Raw genomic sequence first — 19,292 nt, 5'->3', positions numbered from 1 at the left:
GTAGCCGGTATATTCACGAGTTCTGTCGGAGGGGCTATGTAACTGGCTACGTGACGTCTGGCTGGGCGCCGATAATCTATGCCGTCGGCCCAATTCGCGTCTGGCACCGGCTGGGCCCGTCACAAGTCGTGAACCTGAGACCCACCAGGTGCCTACAGCGATCGATAGCCGACACATTCATGACTTCTGCCGGGAATTGCGGCAATATCCAGCAGCGACCGGTGGGTGCGAGCCAAACTACACCCCTGATTGGGAAAAGCCACAGAAGTCCGCACTCGGGCGGGCCTTGTTTGCTCATAGTGACGTCCCTAACCCCACACCAACTTGTTGACATTTCAACTGGTAGAGTTGGCGTATCGGCGCGCCTGCGCCCATTTCACACAGAGGAGAGACCATGAAGCGTTCATTCCTGACCGCTACCGCGGCGATTGGCACCCTCGGCCTTGTGCTGAGCGCGTGCTCGCCGAGCACGGGTGGCGCCGAGAAGACCACGGATCCGTCGTCGGAGCAGTCGACGTCGTCGGAGAGCACCACCGTCACGTTCCGCCTGTGGGACGACGCCGCCGCCCCGGCTTACGAAGAGTCCTTCAAGCAGTTCACGGCGCAGCACCCTGACATCAAGGTTGAGGTTGAGGTTGTGCCGTGGGGTGACTACTGGACCCAGCTGCCGCTGGACATCTCCTCGGGCGAGATGGCCGACATTTTCTGGGTGAACTCGTCGAACTTCGCGCTCTACGCCGATAACGGCAACCTGATGAACATCACCGAGGAGCTGGGCAGCGATCACGAGGAGTGGCAGCAGTCGGTGGTTGACCTGTACACGCGCAACGATGCCCTGTGGGGCATCCCGCAGATCTGGGATTCGATCGCACTGTTCTACAACAAGGATCTGGTGGACGCGGCCGGCGTCGACGTCACGAAACTGACCTGGGGCGACAACGACACGCTGCTGCCGGCCCTGCAGAAGCTGACCATGGACGCGAACGGCAACACCGCCGATTCGGCCGACTTTGACGCGAACAACATCGCCACCTACGGCATGAACGCCCAGGCGGACATGCAGGCGATCTACCTGCCGTTCCTGGCGGAGGCCGGCGGCAAGTTCCAAAACGAGGACGGCTCGTTCGACTTCGCCTCGGCGGAAGGCGTGAAGGCCTTCACTTACATCACGGACCTCATTAACAAGTACCACGTGGCGCCGTCGGCGGCGGAGACGAACACGAACGGCGACCTCGCCCGTGAGATGTTCATCCGCGGCGAGATGGCCCTGTTCCAGTCCGGCCCGTACTCGCTGAAGACGATCGCGGACAACACGGACATCAACTGGGGTATCGCCCCGCTGATCGCCGGCCCGGAGGGCGCGATCTCCACGTCGCACGGCGTGGTGGCCGTGGGTAATGAGGCTACGCAGCACCGCGAGGCAACCCTCGAGGTCCTCAAGTGGCTCGGCACCACCGAGGGCCAGGCGCCGCTTGGTCAGATGGGCGTTTCGTTCCCGGGCGCCGTGGGCGCGCAGGATTACTTTGTGAACTACTGGGCTGAGCAGGGCGTGGACGTGTCGGTGTTCATCGACTCAGCCGCGGGTAAGACGGCCCTGTCGCCGTTTGGCCCGGACGTCAACGCCGGCACCGAGGCGTTCATCCCACGCCTGTTGGACGTCTTCCTTGGCTCGGTCCCCGTGGAGCAGGGCCTGAAGGAAGCACAGGATGCGGGCAACGCGGCGATGAACCTCTAAGGCTGCGGGCGTCAAGCTCGGCGTTTGCCGAATCATGAGTGTGGGCGGGTCTTTCCCGCCCACACTTTTTCACAGGGAATTCCCAGATCCGCCGCCACTTCCTCCAGGGATCATTAAGGGTTGCGTGGGTAGAGTGGGTCCAGGGAAAGGATGGACAATGACTGCTCGGTTTGTGGCGTGCATGGGCGCGTTGACGGCGATTCTCACGGCATGTGGGAGCGACGTCGCCAGCGACCCCTCCGCCCCCGACACCGCAGTCGATCACTGTACTGACCCCCTCAAGGGCTCCCCCACCACGGTCAACGCCCGCGAGCTGGCGTTTTGCCAGGCGGAGGCTCTGGGTAAGCTGGCCGGTTACGTGCAGGAGGACGCCGTGGACGGGCAGCTGGCCACCCGTTCGCGCACGAACATGGACCCACTCGCCGTGGAGATCGAGTCCTTTGGTGGTGACGGCGACGCGGCCGGCCGCGTCATCCTCGTCAGCGGCAACACGTTCGTCCAGCGCGACGGCTCGTGGGTACAGGCCACCTCCGATTCCACCGACGAAACCCTCGCCTTCCAATCCACTCTCCCCGGGCGCTACGAGGCGCTGCTCAACCCGAACGTGCGCGCGGCCGGCACGGACCCCGCGCTCGAATACAAGGTGTCGGGCACGGACGTAGTCGACGGCATGCCCGTCACCGTCCTGACCTTGACCGTGTCCGACGACGCCGACACGCTCGTCTCCACCATCTTCATCCGCGACGACTACGTGGTCATCCGCTCCGAATCCGAGTACACGGTGAACGGCCGAGAGAGCACGCGCACGGCCACCCTGACCGCGGTGGACGAGCCACAGGACATCATCAACCCGCGCTTTGAGGACGACGAACACCGCTCACAGCTGGCCGATCCAATCCTGGCCGGCAAGTAGCGCGGGACAGGCGAGGCTAACCGCGGCGGGCCTCAATGAACTCGACCAGCCCGCGGGCGCCCCTGTCCACCACCTCGTAGGTGTCCTGGAAGTCCTCGGGGCCGCCGTACCACGGGTCGGGCACGTCGTATTCGCCGGCGGAGTGGTAGAGGTTGGCCGAGTGCGACCGCTTGCTTGAGTCGCCCGCGAGCACGCCGCCCTCACCGAATGCGCCGTCGGCCGCCACGCCGATCGTGCCGTCGAATTCGCGCCACAGGTGGACTTTATCCAACGGCTCCCCGATCTGGCTGAGCATGCCGCGCAGGGAGCGGGCGTGGCCGGTGGTCATCGCGAGGATGAGGTCGGCGTCGCGCAGTTCGGCGTCGGTGGCACGATGGGCGTGGTGGGCACCGACGTCGTGCCCGTGTTCGCGCAGCACCTGCCGGGCGCGCGAGTCCACGGGGTTGCCGTGCTCCTCGGAGGAGACGCCGGCGGAGCGGACCTCCACGTCGTCAATCCCTGCCTCAGCAAGGCGGTCGCGCAGGACGATCTCACCCATCGGCGAGCGGCAAATGTTTCCGGTACACACAATCAGCACGCGATACATGCCCCCACCCTAGCCGACCGCCGCGCGCTTAGCTTGCCGGCCCCGCGTTCACGACGCCGTGGGCCCAGTTGCGCCGTTTGCTCCGGTCGTGCCGGCGGACTTGCGCCGGACGGCGTCGCCGCCGGGCCGACACGCTCACTTGGCGCCGGGCCAGCCGGGCGGCTAGAAGTCCCAGTCGTCGTCGGTGGTGGCCTCAGCCGTGCCAATCACGTAGGACGAGCCGGAGCCCGAGAAGAAGTCGTGGTTCTCATCCGCCCCCGGCGACAGCGCTGCCAGGATCGCCGGATTCACCGCAGTCTCCGACGCGGGGAACAGCGCCTCATAGCCGAGGTTCATCAGCGCCTTGTTGGCGTTGTAGCGCAGGAACATCTTCACGTCTTCCGTGAGGCCCATCTGGTCGTACAGCGAGGCGGTGTACTCCACCTCGTTGTCGTAGAGCTCATCGAGCAGCTCGTACGTCCACTCCTTGATCTCCTCGCGTCGCTCCGGGCTGGCCTTCGCCATCGCCACCTGGAACTTGTAACCGATGTAGTAGCCGTGCACCGCTTCGTCGCGAATAATGAGGCGAATCAGGTCCGCCGTGTTGGTCAGCTTCGCGTGTGCCGACCAGTACATCGGCGCGTAGAACCCCGAGTAGAACAGGAACGATTCCAGCATCACCGACGCAACTTTGCGCTTCTCCGGATCATCCCCGTCATAGTACTTCTCGATGATCTCGGCCTTCTTCTGCAGGTAGACGTTCTCCTCCGACCAGCGGAACGTCTCATCGATCTCCTTCATCGAAATGAGCGTGGAGAAAATCGACGAGTACGACTTCGCGTGCACCGACTCCATGAACGCGATGTTCGTGTACACCGCCTCCTCATGCGCCGTCACCGCATCCGGAATCAGCGACACCGCGCCCACCGTGCCCTGAATCGTATCCAGCAGCGTCAGCCCCGTGAACACGCGCGTGGTCATCTCCTGCTCATGCGGCTTGAGTGTGTTCCACGACTGAATGTCATTCGACAGCGGAATCTTCTCCGGCAACCAAAAATTCCCGGTGAGGCGATCCCAGACCTCCAGGTCCTTCTCATCCTCAATCTTGTTCCAATTAATAGCTTCAAACGGGCCCTTGTGCGCCATGCCAACCTCCATTTCGTAACCAAAACTATCTTCGCACGTTCCTCCGACAATTTCCCCCGATGTGATCGCGTCAGCGTACGGCGGGGCCACGATTGGCCGTAGGCTTGTGCAATGAGCACTTTCACGACCACGCCCGGGCCCCTCGCGCCCGAGTCCACCCCGTCCACGACGACGCCCGCTGCGCCCGACGTCGTCGTCGAACCTGCCCTACAGCGCTACCGGGGCCGCATCCGCGGGATCGACCTCGCCCGCGGCCTGGCGATCCTCGGCATGATTTGGGCCCACGTGCGGCCCGGCATCGACGTGACCGCCACGTTCACCAACTTCCTGGGCAACATCCCCGCGGGCCGATCATCGGCGCTGTTTGCCCTACTCGCCGGCATCTCGCTGGCGATCCTTTCCGGGCGCAACGTGCCCTACACCGACCTGCAACTGCGCCACGCCCAGCTACGCATCGCCGGGCGCGCCGTCGCCCTCCTCGCGTTCGCCGCCTTCCTTTCCCTCTTCCCCACCATCATCGCGGTCATCCTCGGCTACTACGCCGCCTGGTTCCTGCTCGCCCTGCCGCTGCTCAGCTGGTCTTCAAAGAAGCTCGCGATCACGGCCGGCGTCGTCGCCCTGGTCGGCCCGCAGGTCATGCACCTCGCCAATCTCATCTCCTACACCTTCGACGTCTACCCCGCTTCCGGGCCCAACTCCTACCTTTATGACGTGCTCGTCACCGGCCACTACCCCGGGCTGGCCTACATGGCCTACGTCATCGCCGGTATCGCCATCGGGCGGACGGACCTGTCGGCGTCGTCCGCGCGGATCCGGCTCTTGGGCGGCGGCCTCATGCTCGCCGTGCTCGGCTACGGCACCGCCTACCTCGCCACCCACACCTTCGCCACCGAAACAGGGTTCGAGTCCGGCAGCTCCATGGAGTTCGTGCCCTCCTTCATGCCCTTCACCCTGTGGGACGTGTTCACCGCCGAACCGCACATGAACACCACCACGGAAGTGATCGGCAACCTCGGCTTCGGGCTCATAGTGCTCGCGGTATGCCTGTGGCTCTCGCCGCTCGCCAAGCACCTGCTCTTCCCGATCGCGGCCGTGGGCTCGATGTCGCTCACCGCCTACGTGGGCCACGCCTTCGGGCTGCACTTCAACGAGGAGCTGTTCTTTTCCTCGACGGCCACGCCCTTCCTGCTGGTCGCCGGCATCGCGGTGCTGTTCTGCACCGTGTGGGCGCTGCTGCCGTTCCGGCGCGGGCCGCTCGAGTGGATGACCTACTGGTTCTCGCAGTGGTTCGCGCACCCGGCGCTACCCCGGCCCGCGGTCCAACCCGTAACATCCCAGGCGGGGACGCTACCTCCTACTCCGCAATCACCTGCAACATCCAAGCCCGAGGCACAGCCGGAGCTGGAGGCGCCTGCTGTGCCGGAACCCAACGAGCAGCCGTGATCTTCCACTACGACTCACCCATCGGGGTTCTCACCATTTCCTATGATGGTGCGCTGAACGGACTGTGGACGCTGGCCAACGTGCCCGCGGCGCTGGAGGCCGAGGCCCCCACCGCCGCGCTGAGCCCGGCGGGTTGCAATCCCGCCACTAGCAGTGTCACCGTAAGGAGCACCGCCGGCAGCACTCCGCCCACCACCAACTCGTCCGGCGCCGAGCCTGTCGTCACCTGGCTCGACGCCTACTTCGCCGGCCAGAATCCCGCCATCGACTTCCCCATCGAGCAGACCGGCACTCCCTTCCAGCTGGCCAGCTGGCAGGCCCTGCGCGAGATCCCCTACGGGGAGACGGTGAGCTACGGTGAACTCGCCGCGGCTGTCGGAAAGAAGCTAGGCCGGCCGACTTCGGCCCGAGCGGTCGGCGGGGCTGTTGGCAGGAATCAGGTGCTCATCGCCGTGCCCTGCCACCGGGTGATCGGCGCCGACGGCTCCATGGCCGGCTACGCCGGAGGCCTCGAGTGCAAGATCCAGCTCCTCGACCTCGAGCGCGCCTAACCCCACCCAAAACCGCCGGCCCCGGCGGCTGGCTTGCCGGTCGCTCCCTCACAAGTCGTGAACCTAAGACCCACCAGGCCCTATAGCAATCGCCAGCCGGCATATTCACGAGTTCTGCCGGGCGCCCCCAAGACCCGCCTGCACAAAACCAAGCGCCGATTCCGGGCTTCACGCCGGCCACACGCCAGGTCGTCCGCGAACGTCCGTGCGACCAGCACCCCGACCCTAGGCCAGCGGACTTCCCTGCCTGCGCGCCCACTCGGCCAGTTCCACGCGCTCGCCGGTGAAGAACGGCACGTCCTGGCGTACGTAAAGCCGAGCCTCGGTCTTGCGGAAGGCATACATGAGATCGACGATCCGGGTCAGGTCCTCACCCTCGAGCGCTACCACCCACTCGTAGTCCGACAGGGAGAAGGAGGCCAGCGTGGAGGTGACGAGGTCATCGAAGGGGCGGCCCGCCGCCGCGTGATTGCGCATTATCGCGGCCCGCTTCCAGTCCTCGAGCAGATACCAATCATACGAGCGCACGAACGGGTACACGGACGCGAACCTTTCCGGCTCGTGCTCAAACATGCCGGGCAGGTGGTCCGGGTTGTACTCGGCCGGCCGGTGTTGGCTGAGCGCCGACCACACCGGCGTCAGCGCCAACCCGCGGTGCAGCACCCGGTAGGCTGCCTGCGCAGCCTCGGCGCTTTCCGCCACGAACCAGGCCATGAGATCGGCGTCCGCGCGGAATCCGGACACGTCGTAGTACCCGCGAACCGAGACCCCCGTCTTCCCAACGGCGTCCTCCGCCGCCGCAATCCGCGCAGGGTCAAACGCGCCGGCTCCCGCCTCGCCCACCTGGTCGGCCTTGAACACCGACCACATGACGAACGGACGCTCCTCATTCAGCTGCTTGGCGATCGGGCGGACCTCCCCGCGCGGGTGGCCGTGCGGGGAGGGACGCGAGCCGGGGTGTGTGGGCGCCGGATGGTCGGGCGCGGGGTGAGCGACGGCGTCGTTGGCGGGAGTCGGGTGAGTCATCATTCCTCTTTCTGGATTGGCCCGCAGGGCGGCGGGCGGGGTTGGGTGGCAGCAGTCTGCCGGGGAGTCGGCCGGCCCCTGTTGGAGCAGGTCGGCGAGTTGCGCGATGAAGGTGGGCGAGCGGTCGATCGTGGGGGCGCGCAGGTAACCCATGCCGAGGCGTTCGGCGGTGGCGCGCGCTTCAATGTCGAGGTCGTAGACAACCTCCATGTGGTCCGAGATGAACCCGATCGGGACCACGATCGCGGCCGACGCCCCCTCGCCGGCGATCGCCTCGAGGTGGTCGTTGATGTCCGGCTCGAGCCAGGGCACGTGCGGGCTACCCGAGCGGGAGCAGTAGGCCAGGTCCCACTCCTGCTCGCCGAGCTCCGCACACAGCCGCTCGATCAGCTGGCGGTGCTGAACGTCGTAGGCGGGCGGGCCCGCCGCCGCATTCATCGCCGTGGGGATGGAGTGCGTAACGAACACCAGCCGCGCGTCAGGCATCTTCGTACGCGCCTCCCGCACCACCTCGCGATACGCCACGTAGAACCCCGTGGCCTGCCAAAACGGATGGATCTTCTCCACGCGCAGGTCCGCATGGCCGAGCTGGGCGCGCCACCGCTCGAGGTCCTCGCTGTACTGCCGGCACCCCGAGTAGGAGCAAAACGCCGCCGTCGCCACCGCCCGCACCGACCGCGCGCCGGCGTCGTAAAGCTCCGCCAGGGTCTCGTGACCGAAAGGGTGCCAGTTACGGTTACCGACGACGACGGGCGTGCGGTCCCCACGCGCCTCAAGTTCCGCGCGCAACCGGTCCGCGAGCGCCGCGTTGAGTTCATTGATCGGCGACTTCCCGCCGAAACGGTAGTAGTGCTTGCCCACCTCGGCCAGACGCTCGTCCGGCACGCCGCGCCCGGCCACCGCGTTGCGCAGGAACGGGACCACGTCCTCCGGCTTGTTCGGGCCTCCGTAGGAGAGGAGCATGTAGGCGTCGACCATGAGTGTCCCTAAGTTGACGATCAGATGGAAAGCGCGCCCGGTAGCGCACGCCACGATTATGCGCCATTTACAGCTGTTCTGCATCCTGACTGCCGACTTTTCCTGATAGCTCGATGAAATCGGAACAGTTCGGGCCGCATGTGTCGCTAACTTGTGCGCTACCGAACACCCCGGCCCCCAGACGTGAAGGATCCCCCGGCGCCGCCGGGGGATCCATCTTTCACAGCCGCACTATCCAGCCACCCGCTCGCGGCGGGCCGCCACCACTACAGCATGCAGGACACGCAGCCCTCCACCTCGGTACCCTCAAGGGCGGCCTGGCGGATGCGCATGTAGTACAAGGTTTTGATGCCCTTGCGCCACGCGTAGATGTAGTTGCGGTTCACGTCGCGGGTGGTGACCGTGTCCGGGTAGAACAGCGTGAGCGACAGGCCCTGGTCCACGTGCTGGGTGGCCACGGCGTACGTGTCGATGATCTTCTCCGGCCCGATCTCGTAGGCGTCCTGGAAGTATTCGAGGTTGTCGTTGTCCATGTAGGCAGCCGGGTAGTACACGCGCCCGAGCTTGCCTTCCTTGCGGATCTCGATCTTCGACACGATCGGGTGGATCGACGACGTGGAGTTGTTGATGTACGAAATCGAACCTGTGGGCGGCACCGCCTGCAGGTTCTGGTTGTACATGCCGTACTTCGCGACATCGGCCTTCAGCTGCTCCCAATCGGCCTGTGTAGGAATGTGGATGTCCGCGAACAGCTCCTTGACCCGGTCAAACTCGGGCGCCCACTCCTTCTCCGTGTACTTGTCGAAGTACACACCGCTGGCGTAGTCCGACTTCTCAAAGCCCTCGAAGACCTCCCCGCGCTCGCGCGCCAGCTCCATCGAGGCCCGGATCGCGTGGTAGGTCACGGTGTAGAAGTACATGTTCGTGAAGTCGAGCGCCTCGGGCGAACCGTAGAAGATCCGCTCGCGGCCGAGGTACCCATGCAGGTTCATCTGCCCCAGGCCGATGGCGTGCGACATGTCGTTGCCGCGCCTGATCGACGGCACCGAGTCGATGCTGGTCTGGTCCGACACGGACGTCAGTGCCCGGATCGCCGTGCGGATCGTGCGCGCGAAGTCGGGCGAATCCATTGTCTTGGCGATGTTGAGCGAACCGAGGTTACACGAGATGTCCTTGCCCACGTACTCGTAGGACAGGTCCAGGTTGTAGGTGGAGGCCTCTGAGACCTGCAGGATCTCCGAGCACAGGTTCGACATGGTGATGCGCCCGTCGATCGGATTGGCCCGGTTCACCGTGTCCTCAAACACAATGTAGGGATAGCCGGACTCGAACTGGATCTCCGCCAACGTCTGGAAGAAAGTGCGGGCGTTGATCTTCGTCTTCTTGATCCGTTTGTCATCCACCATCTCGTGGTACTTCTCGCTCACGGAGATCTCGGTAAACGGCACGCCGTACACCCGTTCCACGTCATACGGCGAGAACAGGTACATGTCCTGGTTCTGCTTGGCCAGCTCAAAGGTGATGTCCGGGATCACAACGCCGAGCGAGAGGGTCTTGATGCGGATCTTCTCATCCGCGTTCTCTCGCTTCGTGTCGAGGAAGCGCATGATGTCGGGGTGATGGGCGTGGAGGTACACCGCGCCCGCTCCCTGGCGGGCGCCCAGCTGGTTGGCGTAGGAGAACGAATCCTCGAGCAGCTTCATCACCGGGTTGACGCCGGAGGACTGGTTCTGGATCTTCTTGATCGGCGCGCCCTGTTCGCGCAGGTTGGACAGGTTGAGAGCGACGCCGCCGCCGCGCTTGGACAGCTGTAGCGAAGAGTTGATGGCCCGCGCGATGGACTCCATGTTGTCCTCCACGCGCAGCAGGAAGCAGGACACGAGCTCGCCGCGCGCCACCTTGCCGGCGTTGAGGAACGTGGGGGTGGCCGGCTGGAAGCGGCCGGTGATGATCTCCTCCATGAGGTCCATCGCCATCTGCTCATCCCCGCGCGCGAGGTAGAGGGCCACGATGCACACGCGGTCCTCGAAGCGCTCCAGGTAGCGTGTGCCGTCGAAGGTCTTCAGCGTGTAGGAGGTGTAGTACTTGAACGCTCCCAGGAAGGTGGGGAAGCGGAACTTGTGGGCGTAGCAGGCCTTGAACAACGACTTGATGAACGCGAAATCGTACTGTTCGATCACTTCCGCCTCGTAGTAGCCCTCGTCCACGAGATACTTCAGCTTTTCCTCCAGGTCATGGAAGTAGACCGTGTTCTTGTTGACGTGCTGAAGGAAGTACTGGCGGGCGGCCTGACGGTCGGCGTCGAACTGAATCTTCCCGTCGGCGTCGTAAAGATTGAGCTGGGCGTTGAGCGCGTGGTAGTCCAGCGCCGGGTCGAGGCTCTCCTCGCCCGTGTCCGTCAAAGTTGCGTCCAAAATTCTTCCAATCCTTTGCGAACCACATCGACATCCCGCGGGGTGCCGAGCAGTTCAAACCTGTACATGTGTGGGACCTTCGTTTTCGCGGAGATGATGTCCCCCGCGAGGCAGTAGGCATCGCCGAAGTTCGTGTTGCCTGCGGAGATGACCCCGCGAATGAGGGAGCGGTTCGCTTCGTCGTTCAAGAACTTGATCACCTGTTTCGGCACCGCACCCTTGGTGTTGCCGCCCCCGTAGGTGGGGGTGATGAGGACGTATTCCTCGGTGACGTGTAGGAACGGATCCTTCGCATATAAGGGAATGCGCTCGGCTGGGAAGCCGAGCTTATCCACGAAGCGCTTCGTGTTGTTGGTGACAGACGAGAAGTAGACGATGTGTACCATCGCACACCCGGCGCGTTCGGGGCGACCGTAGCCGCCCCGAACGGTTAGGCCGACACTTCCGCTGCGGCGGTAGCGAGCGCCTTGATCTTGTCCGGGCGGTAGCCCGACCAGTGGTCGCCACCCGCGAAAATGACGGGTGCCTGCTGGTAGCCCAATGCCTTCACGGTCGCCAGCGCGTCCGCGTCCTCGAGAAGATCGACCTCCTCGAATTCGAGGCCGTGCTTCTTCAGCGCCCGCTTGGTGGCGGTGCACTGCACGCACGAGGGCTTCGTGTAGACGGTAATGGCCATCGCATTTCTCCTACTGTGCTGATAGATCGATACGGGAATCAACACTACACCTAGTGGCCGACAAACGGTTGACCACTAGATCATGTGTTGGCGGCGTGTCGGGGCGCGCCCCGCGCCGGCATGCGGATTTCCCCTTGTGGGAAGCTTGGCCGACGTCACGCTACGCATAACATCACACTTCGCCTTACCCACGTGAGGCTCCACAGCCAACGACGACGACCCGCCTCCGCCAGCCACGCACCCATCGTCCCACCCGCCTCCGACAGTTTATTTTGTCCACGAATCCACCGGCCTGTGGATAAAGTTGTCCCCGTTATCCACGGTTGTGAGCAGTTCTATCCACGATTGTGGACAGGTGCCCGCTGTTGTGCGCTCCGATGTCCGAAAAGTCCGCTCTCCGGCGTCGGCGTGTCGTACATCCATCCCGGCGTGTCGGCGGCGTGTCTGCCCACGCCGTCCACCTGCACACTCGTCCACCTGCACACTCACCCCCCACCCCGCCTAGGGCTGATGTCCTTGAATAAGTCCATTTTTATGTGGAAAATGGGACGCATGGACACGACCTTCGAAGATCAACTACGCGACGCCGGGCTGCGCGTTACCCGCCCGCGCCTGTCTGTGCTCGAAGAACTCGAGGCCTGCCCGCATTCCACGGCCGATTCGGTCCGCCAGGGTGTCACCTCCCGGCTCGGCTCCGTGTCCACGCAGGCAATCTACGACGTCCTGCACGCCCTCACCGAGAAGGGCCTGCTGCGGGAGATCGAGCCGCACGGTTCGGTCCCGCTCTACGAGCTGGCCCGCCACGATAACCATCACCACCTCGTGTGCCGTGCGTGCCGCACGGTGGTAGACATCCCGTGCGTCGTCGGTTCGGCGCCGTGTCTGGAGCCCTGCGACACGCACGGTTTCGCCATTGACGAGGCCGAGGTGACGTTCTGGGGCTACTGCCCCGATTGCGAACAGGCCCGTATCGCACAAGCGGAATCAAACGCTCAATAGGCTACAATGGGCTTCGTCGAAAGGAAGCCCATGAACAAAATGAACGTCGAGTCGTTCAACCTCGACCACACGGCTGTCGCCGCGCCGTTCGTGCGCATTGCGGACGTGAAGAGGTTGCCACACGGCGATGTTCTCACCAAGTATGACGTGCGGTTCTGCCAGCCCAACGTGGCACACCTGGACATGGCCGCCGTCCATTCCATTGAGCATTCCTTCGCCGAATACGCCCGCAACCACGCCGATCACGTGGTCGACTTTTCGCCCATGGGCTGCCAGACCGGCTTCTACCTCATCCTCGCCGCTGAGCCCGACGTCGACGCCGCCATGTCCCTCATCGAGCGCACTTTCCGCGACATCCTGGCCGCCACCTCCGTGCCGGCCGCCAACGAGGTCCAGTGCGGCTGGGGCGCCCACCATTCGCTTGAGGCGGCCCAAGCCGCCGTCGCCAACATGCTCGCCCAGCGAGACCTGTGGGGAGAAGTATTCGCATGACCAGCATTAACGCCATCATCGTCGCGGCGATGGTCGAGGAGATGAAGCCGTTTAACGAACTCCTTCCCGACTTCACCACCTCGCCGATCGCCACCCCGTTCGGCTCGGCATTCCTGGCCCGCAAGGGCCGCTCTGCCCTCCTTTTCCTCACCACGGGCATCGGCTCTGCCTGCTCCGCCGGCCTCCTGTCCTGGGCGCTCGCCAAGTACGAGCCGCGGGTGATCGTGTCGGTGGGCTCGGCCGGCGGGCTCGATTCCGATATCGCGATCGGGGACATCGTGGTCGGCACTCGCTACGTGCACGGCAACGCGGACGCCACCGCGTTCGGCTACGCGCCCGGCCAGATCCCGGGCCAGCCGCGCTACTTCCAAAGCACGGAGGCGCTCGTCCTTGCCGCGCACGCCGCCAGCCAGGCGGACCGCCGCACGCACGCGGGCCTGGTCGTCTCCTCGGACTCGTTCGTCACCGAGGCCAACGTCAAGGACACGCGCGACAAGTTCCCGGGCGTCCTCTCCGCTGACATGGAATCTCACTCGCTGGCCCTCATCGCCCACGCCTTCGGCATCCCGTTCGCGTCCGTGCGTTCAATTTCCGACGTCGTCGGCGCCACTACTGCCAAGAAGCAGGCCCAGACCTTCAACGCCCAGCTCGACGACGTCGCCCTCGCAGCCGCCAAGACCGTGCTCAACTTGCTCTCCCACACGTCCGTGTTGGACATCGAACGCTCCGGGCACGGGCCAGCCCAGCATTTTTCCAAGGCGTCACTCCAGTGCGCGCTCTACCTCATGCTCGCCAACGCGCACGGCCTGAGCCCGGCCACGGGCGAACTACCCGAGGTGCTCGAGGCCGCAGACAAGCACCTGGACGCGCTCGACCCGTCCAAGCGCAAGGAGGCGCTCGGCCTCATGCTAGCCGGCTACCAGTTCGCCGCCGAGAAGCCGACCGCCCCCCTCACCGCCAAGGACTACGACACGCACCGTACCGACTTCATCACCCACTACTCGAGCTCCGGCGCCGGTTTCCTCTGGCCGCCCACATCCCAAACCGTGATCAAGCGATTCAACGGCTACTGGAATGATGCCCTCACGTCGATCGGCCTCAAGCCCCGCCGCGGTCGGAACCGCGGCGGGCTGAAGTTCACTACCGACGACTACCTGTTCGCCATCCGCTCCTACCTCATCGACGCCCAGCGCACGCGCCGCCAGCCCTCCTTCAACGCCTACAGTACGTGGCTGAAGGTCTCCGGGCAGGCCGGCAAGCTACCCTCCGGCGCCGCGATCCGGCAGCGCTTCGGCTCCTGGAAGGAAGCGCTCAACGCCGCCGCGATCGACACGGACTGAGCGATCGGCGTCGTGAACCTAAGCGACGTCGAGCTGGCGCAGCACGAACGCGAGCTCGCGAGCGCGCCGCTCCCACCGGGCGTAACGCCCGGAACCGCCGGCGTGGCCCGCGACCTTCTCGGTGTGCTGGAGGATGATCCCGGAATCGTCGGCCACCACCTCGCGTAGCTCCTGGACCCACTTGGTGGGCTCGAGGTAGGACACACGGACGTCATTGAGCGAGGTGACGGCAAGGATCGCGGGGTAGCGCTCGGCGCGAATGTTTTCGTACGGCGAGTAGGAGGCCATGTATTCGTAGACCTCCTTCGCCGTGATCGGGTTGCCCCACTCCTCCCATTCGCCGGCCGTCAGTGGCAGCTCGGGCTTGAGGATGGTGGTCAGGGCGTCGACGAACGGCACGCCCGCCAAGATCACTCGGTAGAGCTCGGGGGCCAAGTTGGTCACCGCGCCCATGAGCAGGCCGCCGGCGGAGCGGCCCTCCGCGGCAAGGCGCTCACCGTCCACGAGTCCCGTGTCGATGAGGTGGCGGGAGGCGGCCACGAAGTCGGAGAACGTGTTCTTCTTCTTGAGCAGCCGCCCGTCTTCGTACCACTGGCGGCCCATCTCACCGCCACCGCGGATGTGGGCCACGACGTAGACCACCCCACGGTCCAGGAGCGGCAGGCGCATGGGGGTGAAGTACGGGTCGTCGCAGATCTCGTAGGAGCCGTAGCCATAGATGAAGCCAGGGTTGTCGCCGGCGCGGTCGAGGTCGGCGCGGTGGGCGATGGTCAGCGGGATCTTCACCCCGTCCTCCGCTTCCGCCCATTCCCGATACTCGACGTAGGCCGCCGGGTCGTAGCCGGGCACTTCGAGGGTCTTGAGCGTGGTCAGCTCCTTATCCTTCACGTCCCAGTTGAGCCAGGTTTGCGGCTGGATGAGCGATTCGGCGACGACGTCGATCCCGGTCGTCTCCCACTCGTAGTTCGCGCTGATCTCCACGGTCATCGTCTCAGGGATCGGGAGCATGTACGGCTTGTCCCAGCCCTTGGCCGTGCGCTCGATGATCCGGATCTCGGTTCCGCCCTTGGCGCGCGTGTGCAGCGCCGCGAACGACTTGAACGCGGCGACCTCAAGGAAGCGCTCGCCGGCGGCCGGCTTGACGAGGCTCGTCCACTCGGCGACATCGCTGGGTCGGACCGGGGCGGTGGCCAGCTCAAAGCCAGGCTCTTCGGCGTTGTGGATGATGAGCAGCTCGTCGCCTGCCACCTCCGCCGTGTAGAACACGCCCTGCTCTCGCTCGCGCACGACGAAGCGCTCATCCGGGTCCGTGGTTGAGACCAGGTGGACCTCGGTCGTCTCGGTCGACGTCGACGTGATGACCAGCCACTTCCCATCCCGCGAGGAGTCACACCACAGGCCAAAGGACTCGTCGTCCTCGCGCAGGATCAGCTGGTCCTCGTCCGGGTTCGTCCCCACCCGGTGGAGCCAGATCTCGTGGTGGCGCCATGCCTCGTCCACCCTCGTGTAGAACACACCGCTGGAATCTGCGAGCCACGCCAGCCCGTAGCCGGCGCCCTCTACGGCGTCGTCCACCACCACGTCCCCGTAAATCTGGTGAATGCGCAGGTTGAAATGCTCGGCCCCGGTGGTGTCGACCGCGAGCGCGAACAGCCGCCCGTCCGGCGACACATCCCCCGAGCCGGTGGCGAAGTACTCCTCGTGGGCGCCGAGCTGGTTGCCGTCATACACGCAGGTCTCCCCCGCGAGCCGCGCGCCAGGCTTCGGGCGGGTCAGCTCCGCCTTCTCCGTCTGCTTGTCCGCGCCGTTGAGCGGCACACGGAACAGGCCACTGTATGGGCGGCCCTCCCATGTGCGGGTCCAGTACCAGTAGTCGCCCTGGCGGACCGGCACCGAGACGTCGGTCTCCTTCGTCCGCGCCGCGATCTCCGCCACGATCTGCTCGCGGAGCTCGGCCTGGTCCGCCGTGTTCTGGTCAAACCAGGCGTTCTCGGCGTCGATCAGGGAATGGGCCTTCTCCTCGTCCTCGCGTAGCCACTCGTAGTGGTCCGTGAAAGTGTGGCCGTGGAAAGTCCGCTCAAAGGGGATGCGCTCGGCGCGGGGTGCGCCCTCGTTGATGTTCATGACGCCATTCTAGGGGTTCGCCGGGCCGGGCTGTGACGAAGGCTCCACGAACGGCACTTTTCGTGCCCGATGAGTAGGGTGGGGTCCATGGAACATGACATCGTGGTACACGTGTGGTCCGACATCGCCTGCCCGTGGTGTTGGATCGGCAAGCACCGTCTGGAAAAAGGCATTGAGGAATCAGGGCAAAAGGTAGCCGTTGAGTACCACGCCTACCAGCTTCAGCCCGATGCCGCGGCGGCAGTCCCCTTCGCCACCTCCCTGTCGATGAAGGACTTCTCCGCCGACGAGGTCACCGAGGTGCTCACCTCCACCACCGAGCTCGCCGCCGACGAGGGCCTGGCGATTAACTGGAAGAACGTCACCGAGGTCAACACGTTCCTCGCACACCAGCTCGTCTACGCCGCCAAGGCCCGCGGCGAAACCCTCGAAGAAGCCGCACTCCTCGGGGCGCGGGCAGTGGAGCGCCTCTACTTCGCCCACTTCACCGAGTGCCGCAACCTCGCCGACACCGACACCCTCATCGAGATCGCCGCCGAACTCGGCCTCGACCCCGACGACGTCTCCGACGAACTCGAATCCGGCGAGCATTCCGACTCCGTACGCGCCGACATCGCCAGCGCCCGCTCACTCGGCATTGAGGGCGTGCCCTTCTACGTAGTGGGCGGGAAGTTCGGGATCTCTGGCGCCCAGCCCGCCGACGTGTACGCTGATGCGATCAAGCGCGCCGTGGCCGAAATGCAGGTGTCCCACGCGCAGGAAGTCCCGCTCGAACAGGGGTAGTAGCACGCGCGGCCAGCGGCCGCGCGTGCCCCGCTCCTAGGCGTGCAAGTTCGTCTGCTCGACCGCCAGGCGGTCGGCCAATTCATTCGCCGCGTCCCCGGAATGGCCCCTCACCCATTCCACGTCGGTACGCCCCGTGCGCGACTCATACAAATTCACCATCTTCTCAATCAGCTCCCGGTTGAGCACAGGCTTACCGTCCGCCTTCTTCCACCCGCGGCGGCGCCACCCCGGCGCCCACTCCGTCATCGCCTTAATCACATATGACGAATCCGAGCGCAGCAGCAGGTCCGCCTCCGGCCCCGCAAACTCCAGCGCCGAAATCATCGCCGTGAGCTCCATGATGTTGTTCGTAGTCTGATGCGCACCACCCGCAGCCGTGCGCCCCGAATACTGCTCCACCCACGCCCAACCGCCCGGGCCCGGATTCCCCGAGCACGAGCCGTCAGTCGCAATCACCAGGTCATAGCCCGCCTTGGGCCGTCCAATCTCAGTCATGCCCCCATCATAACGAGCGCCTCCGACAACTCTTCCCGCGCCCACCCGCAGGCGGCCGTGCAACCCCGCGCGCCCGTTGTCGTGAAACGCCAGCCCGCGCGTCGTCGGCACGCCCCCACAGTTCCAGCGCGCCGCGAACTCGGGTAACCTGGGGGTATCAAACTGAGGAAGGTACGATGCTCCAACTCGACGACTATAAGGACGCAATCAAACTCTCGGAGCCATTCCCCGAGCCCAAAGACGACACCCGCTCCACCTACGACCTGTTGATGACCGCCCTCGGCGGCCTCAACCACAAGCACTACACTGGCACCGGCTCCATCGCCCACCTCTCCACCGACGACGGCCTGCTGCGCTGGCTCCAAGCCGAACTCGCCCTGCGCGAACCCGGCCCGCTCAACCCCATCGCCTCCCGCGCAATCAACACCCTGCTCTACAGGCAGGTCGGCGAACACGGCCGCGTCGAAGCCAAGAACCTCCGCCGCATCCACGACCTGCTCCCCGAAAACGACTTCGACTCCTCCACCGAAACCGTCCTCTTCCGCGGCGACATGCGCCAACTCGTCATCGACGCCATCGTCAACACCGCCCTGCCCACCCTCACCGGGTGCCGCATCCCGCTCCATGGCTGCCTCGACTCCGTCCTCCACGCCCAAGCCGGCCCTTGGATGCGCAACGACTGCGCGACCATCATGGAACTACAGGGCACCGACGTCGAAGAGCCCGGCCAAGCCAAGGTCACGCGCGGCTACCGCCTCCCCGCCAAATACGTCATCCACACGGTGGGGCCCTCCGTGCGCGACGGGATCATCGCCGACGACGACGTCGACATCCTGTACAACTGCTACTGGAACGCGCTCGAGCTCACGCGGCAAATGCCCGACGTGAGCTCCATCGCCTTCCCTGCCATCGCCACCGGCTACAACGCCTTCCCTATCCGCAAGGCGGCCACCATCGCCCTCGACGCGGTCAACACCTGGATGGACAAGTACGGCCAATGCCTCGACCTCATCGTGTTCTCCGTGCACTCCGAGTCCGACGCGCTCACCTACGCTGACGTCATCAACACCTGGATTGACGACTAGGGCCGGGCGGCGAACAGAGAAAAGTGCGGGCCGGGTGGCCCGCACTTTTTCTGTCAGCCTCTTAGGCGGCGGCCTCCATGCGGTCCTTTTGGATAAAGCCGAACACGGTCAGCGCCGGCGGGTTTGGATCAGCCGATAATACCCCCGCCGAGTGGCTGCTACCCGGGGGCGCCGACACAACTCGTGAACCTGAGGCCCACCAGGCCCCTATAGCAATCGTCAGCCGATATATTCACGACTTCTGTCGGGCAGACCGGCGGGACCTTGGTGCGCGGCGCCGATAATCTGGTCAGCCGGGGCGGGCAAAGAAAAAGGCCGGTTTCCCGGCCTTGTTGGTGCTCGAGGGGGGAGTTGAACCCCCACGCCCTCACGGGCACACGGACCTGAACCGTGCGCGTCTGCCTATTCCGCCACTCGAGCAAGCGAAAGACAGCCTACACGCACATGCGCTCCCTCTCCAAGTCGCCGCCGCCGACTATGCCGCGTTTCTCACTTTCCATCTTCCGCCGCCGCACTCGGCCCCG

At 65.0% G+C, this 19,292-nt stretch carries 17 protein-coding genes and 1 tRNA gene; 9 read left to right on the top strand and 9 right to left on the bottom strand.

All coding sequences use genetic code 11. From position 1 onward, the window contains the following. Nucleotides 1–394 precede the first annotated feature (394 nt). Complete coding sequence (locus HMPREF3167_RS06750; RefSeq protein WP_068538908.1) at nucleotides 395–1,735, top strand: ABC transporter substrate-binding protein; 1,341 nt, start codon at nucleotides 395–397, stop codon at nucleotides 1,733–1,735. 157 nt (nucleotides 1,736–1,892) lie between these two features. Continuing rightward, a complete protein-coding gene (locus HMPREF3167_RS06745) occupies nucleotides 1,893–2,648 on the top strand; it encodes a hypothetical protein (RefSeq protein ID WP_143602075.1) in 756 nt (251 codons plus the stop codon). A 16-nt stretch (nucleotides 2,649–2,664) separates the two neighbouring features. Here HMPREF3167_RS06745 and HMPREF3167_RS06740 read toward each other — a convergent pair whose 3' ends face one another. Beyond that, on the bottom strand, nucleotides 2,665–3,234 hold the full coding sequence (locus HMPREF3167_RS06740; protein ID WP_068538909.1) for a low molecular weight protein-tyrosine-phosphatase: 570 nt from the start codon (nucleotides 3,232–3,234) through the stop codon (nucleotides 2,665–2,667). Nucleotides 3,235–3,396: 162 nt separating this feature from the next. Continuing rightward, complete coding sequence (nrdF, locus tag HMPREF3167_RS06735; protein ID WP_082661115.1) at nucleotides 3,397–4,359, bottom strand: class 1b ribonucleoside-diphosphate reductase subunit beta; 963 nt, start codon at nucleotides 4,357–4,359, stop codon at nucleotides 3,397–3,399. Between the two features lie 111 nt (nucleotides 4,360–4,470). Here nrdF and HMPREF3167_RS06730 point away from each other — a divergent pair, with 111 nt between their 5' ends. Together HMPREF3167_RS06730 and HMPREF3167_RS10130 are read left to right on the top strand one after the other, a co-directional pair. Then, entirely contained in the window at nucleotides 4,471–5,802 is a 1,332-nt protein-coding gene (locus tag HMPREF3167_RS06730) for a heparan-alpha-glucosaminide N-acetyltransferase domain-containing protein (RefSeq protein ID WP_070446177.1), read from the top strand. Further along, nucleotides 5,799–6,353 (top strand): methylated-DNA--[protein]-cysteine S-methyltransferase, encoded by a 555-nt coding sequence (locus HMPREF3167_RS10130; RefSeq protein ID WP_068538911.1) that lies wholly within the window; start codon nucleotides 5,799–5,801, stop codon nucleotides 6,351–6,353. Before HMPREF3167_RS06730 ends, HMPREF3167_RS10130 begins: the two co-directional genes overlap by 4 nt. 225 nt (nucleotides 6,354–6,578) lie before the next feature. On the opposite strand, the gene hemQ is transcribed toward HMPREF3167_RS10130, so the two are convergent. The 4 genes from hemQ to nrdH form a co-directional block, all read right to left on the bottom strand. Further along, entirely contained in the window at nucleotides 6,579–8,357 is a 1,779-nt protein-coding gene (gene hemQ / locus HMPREF3167_RS06720; RefSeq protein ID WP_070446175.1) for a hydrogen peroxide-dependent heme synthase, read from the bottom strand. Nucleotides 8,358–8,623: 266 nt separating this feature from the next. Next, a complete protein-coding gene (nrdE, locus tag HMPREF3167_RS06715) occupies nucleotides 8,624–10,771 on the bottom strand; it encodes a class 1b ribonucleoside-diphosphate reductase subunit alpha (protein WP_070446173.1) in 2,148 nt (715 codons plus the stop codon). Beyond that, nucleotides 10,756–11,157 (bottom strand): class Ib ribonucleoside-diphosphate reductase assembly flavoprotein NrdI, encoded by a 402-nt coding sequence (gene nrdI / locus HMPREF3167_RS06710; RefSeq protein ID WP_068538913.1) that lies wholly within the window; start codon nucleotides 11,155–11,157, stop codon nucleotides 10,756–10,758. Before nrdI ends, nrdE begins: the two co-directional genes overlap by 16 nt. A 44-nt stretch (nucleotides 11,158–11,201) precedes the next feature. Then, a complete protein-coding gene (nrdH, locus tag HMPREF3167_RS06705; protein ID WP_062612817.1) occupies nucleotides 11,202–11,447 on the bottom strand; it encodes a glutaredoxin-like protein NrdH in 246 nt (81 codons plus the stop codon). A 552-nt stretch (nucleotides 11,448–11,999) separates the two neighbouring features. Here nrdH and HMPREF3167_RS06700 point away from each other — a divergent pair. Genes HMPREF3167_RS06700 through mtnN form a run of 3 tightly spaced genes read left to right on the top strand, consistent with a single transcriptional unit; the run spans nucleotide 12,000 to nucleotide 14,278 of the window. Continuing rightward, on the top strand, nucleotides 12,000–12,446 hold the full coding sequence (locus HMPREF3167_RS06700) for a Fur family transcriptional regulator (RefSeq protein ID WP_070446172.1): 447 nt from the start codon (nucleotides 12,000–12,002) through the stop codon (nucleotides 12,444–12,446). A gap of 30 nt (nucleotides 12,447–12,476) precedes the next feature. Continuing rightward, nucleotides 12,477–12,938 (top strand): S-ribosylhomocysteine lyase, encoded by a 462-nt coding sequence (locus HMPREF3167_RS06695; protein ID WP_082661095.1) that lies wholly within the window; start codon nucleotides 12,477–12,479, stop codon nucleotides 12,936–12,938. Further along, nucleotides 12,935–14,278, top strand: coding sequence for a 5'-methylthioadenosine/S-adenosylhomocysteine nucleosidase (gene mtnN, locus HMPREF3167_RS06690; RefSeq protein WP_062612824.1), 1,344 nt, complete (start codon nucleotides 12,935–12,937; stop codon nucleotides 14,276–14,278). The genes HMPREF3167_RS06695 and mtnN overlap by 4 nt, the downstream gene beginning before the upstream one ends. 18 nt (nucleotides 14,279–14,296) lie before the next feature. Here the strand turns inward: mtnN and HMPREF3167_RS06685 are convergent, their stop codons facing one another. Then, nucleotides 14,297–16,402 carry a S9 family peptidase gene (locus HMPREF3167_RS06685; protein WP_070446170.1) on the bottom strand — a complete coding sequence of 702 codons (2,106 nt, stop codon included), beginning with the start codon at nucleotides 16,400–16,402 and terminating at the stop codon, nucleotides 14,297–14,299. 87 nt (nucleotides 16,403–16,489) lie between these two features. On the opposite strand from HMPREF3167_RS06685, the gene HMPREF3167_RS06680 reads away from it, so the two are divergent. Further along, nucleotides 16,490–17,185 carry a DsbA family oxidoreductase gene (locus HMPREF3167_RS06680; RefSeq protein ID WP_070446168.1) on the top strand — a complete coding sequence of 232 codons (696 nt, stop codon included), beginning with the start codon at nucleotides 16,490–16,492 and terminating at the stop codon, nucleotides 17,183–17,185. 36 nt (nucleotides 17,186–17,221) lie between these two features. On the opposite strand, the gene HMPREF3167_RS06675 is transcribed toward HMPREF3167_RS06680, so the two are convergent. Then, nucleotides 17,222–17,683: a ribonuclease H family protein gene (locus tag HMPREF3167_RS06675; protein ID WP_062612829.1), complete on the bottom strand. Its 462-nt coding sequence runs from the start codon at nucleotides 17,681–17,683 to the stop codon at nucleotides 17,222–17,224. 176 nt (nucleotides 17,684–17,859) lie between these two features. Here HMPREF3167_RS06675 and HMPREF3167_RS06670 point away from each other — a divergent pair, with 176 nt between their 5' ends. Beyond that, a complete protein-coding gene (locus HMPREF3167_RS06670) occupies nucleotides 17,860–18,768 on the top strand; it encodes a macro domain-containing protein (RefSeq protein ID WP_062612831.1) in 909 nt (302 codons plus the stop codon). 333 nt (nucleotides 18,769–19,101) lie between these two features. Here HMPREF3167_RS06670 and HMPREF3167_RS06665 read toward each other — a convergent pair. Beyond that, nucleotides 19,102–19,188, bottom strand: a tRNA-Leu gene (locus HMPREF3167_RS06665). Nucleotides 19,189–19,292: the final 104 nt, after the last annotated feature.

The sequence above is a fragment of the Trueperella sp. HMSC08B05 genome (assembly GCF_001808405.1).
GTDB lineage: Bacteria > Actinomycetota > Actinomycetes > Actinomycetales > Actinomycetaceae > Trueperella > Trueperella bernardiae.
This window is presented reverse-complemented; position numbering and strand designations above follow the sequence as displayed.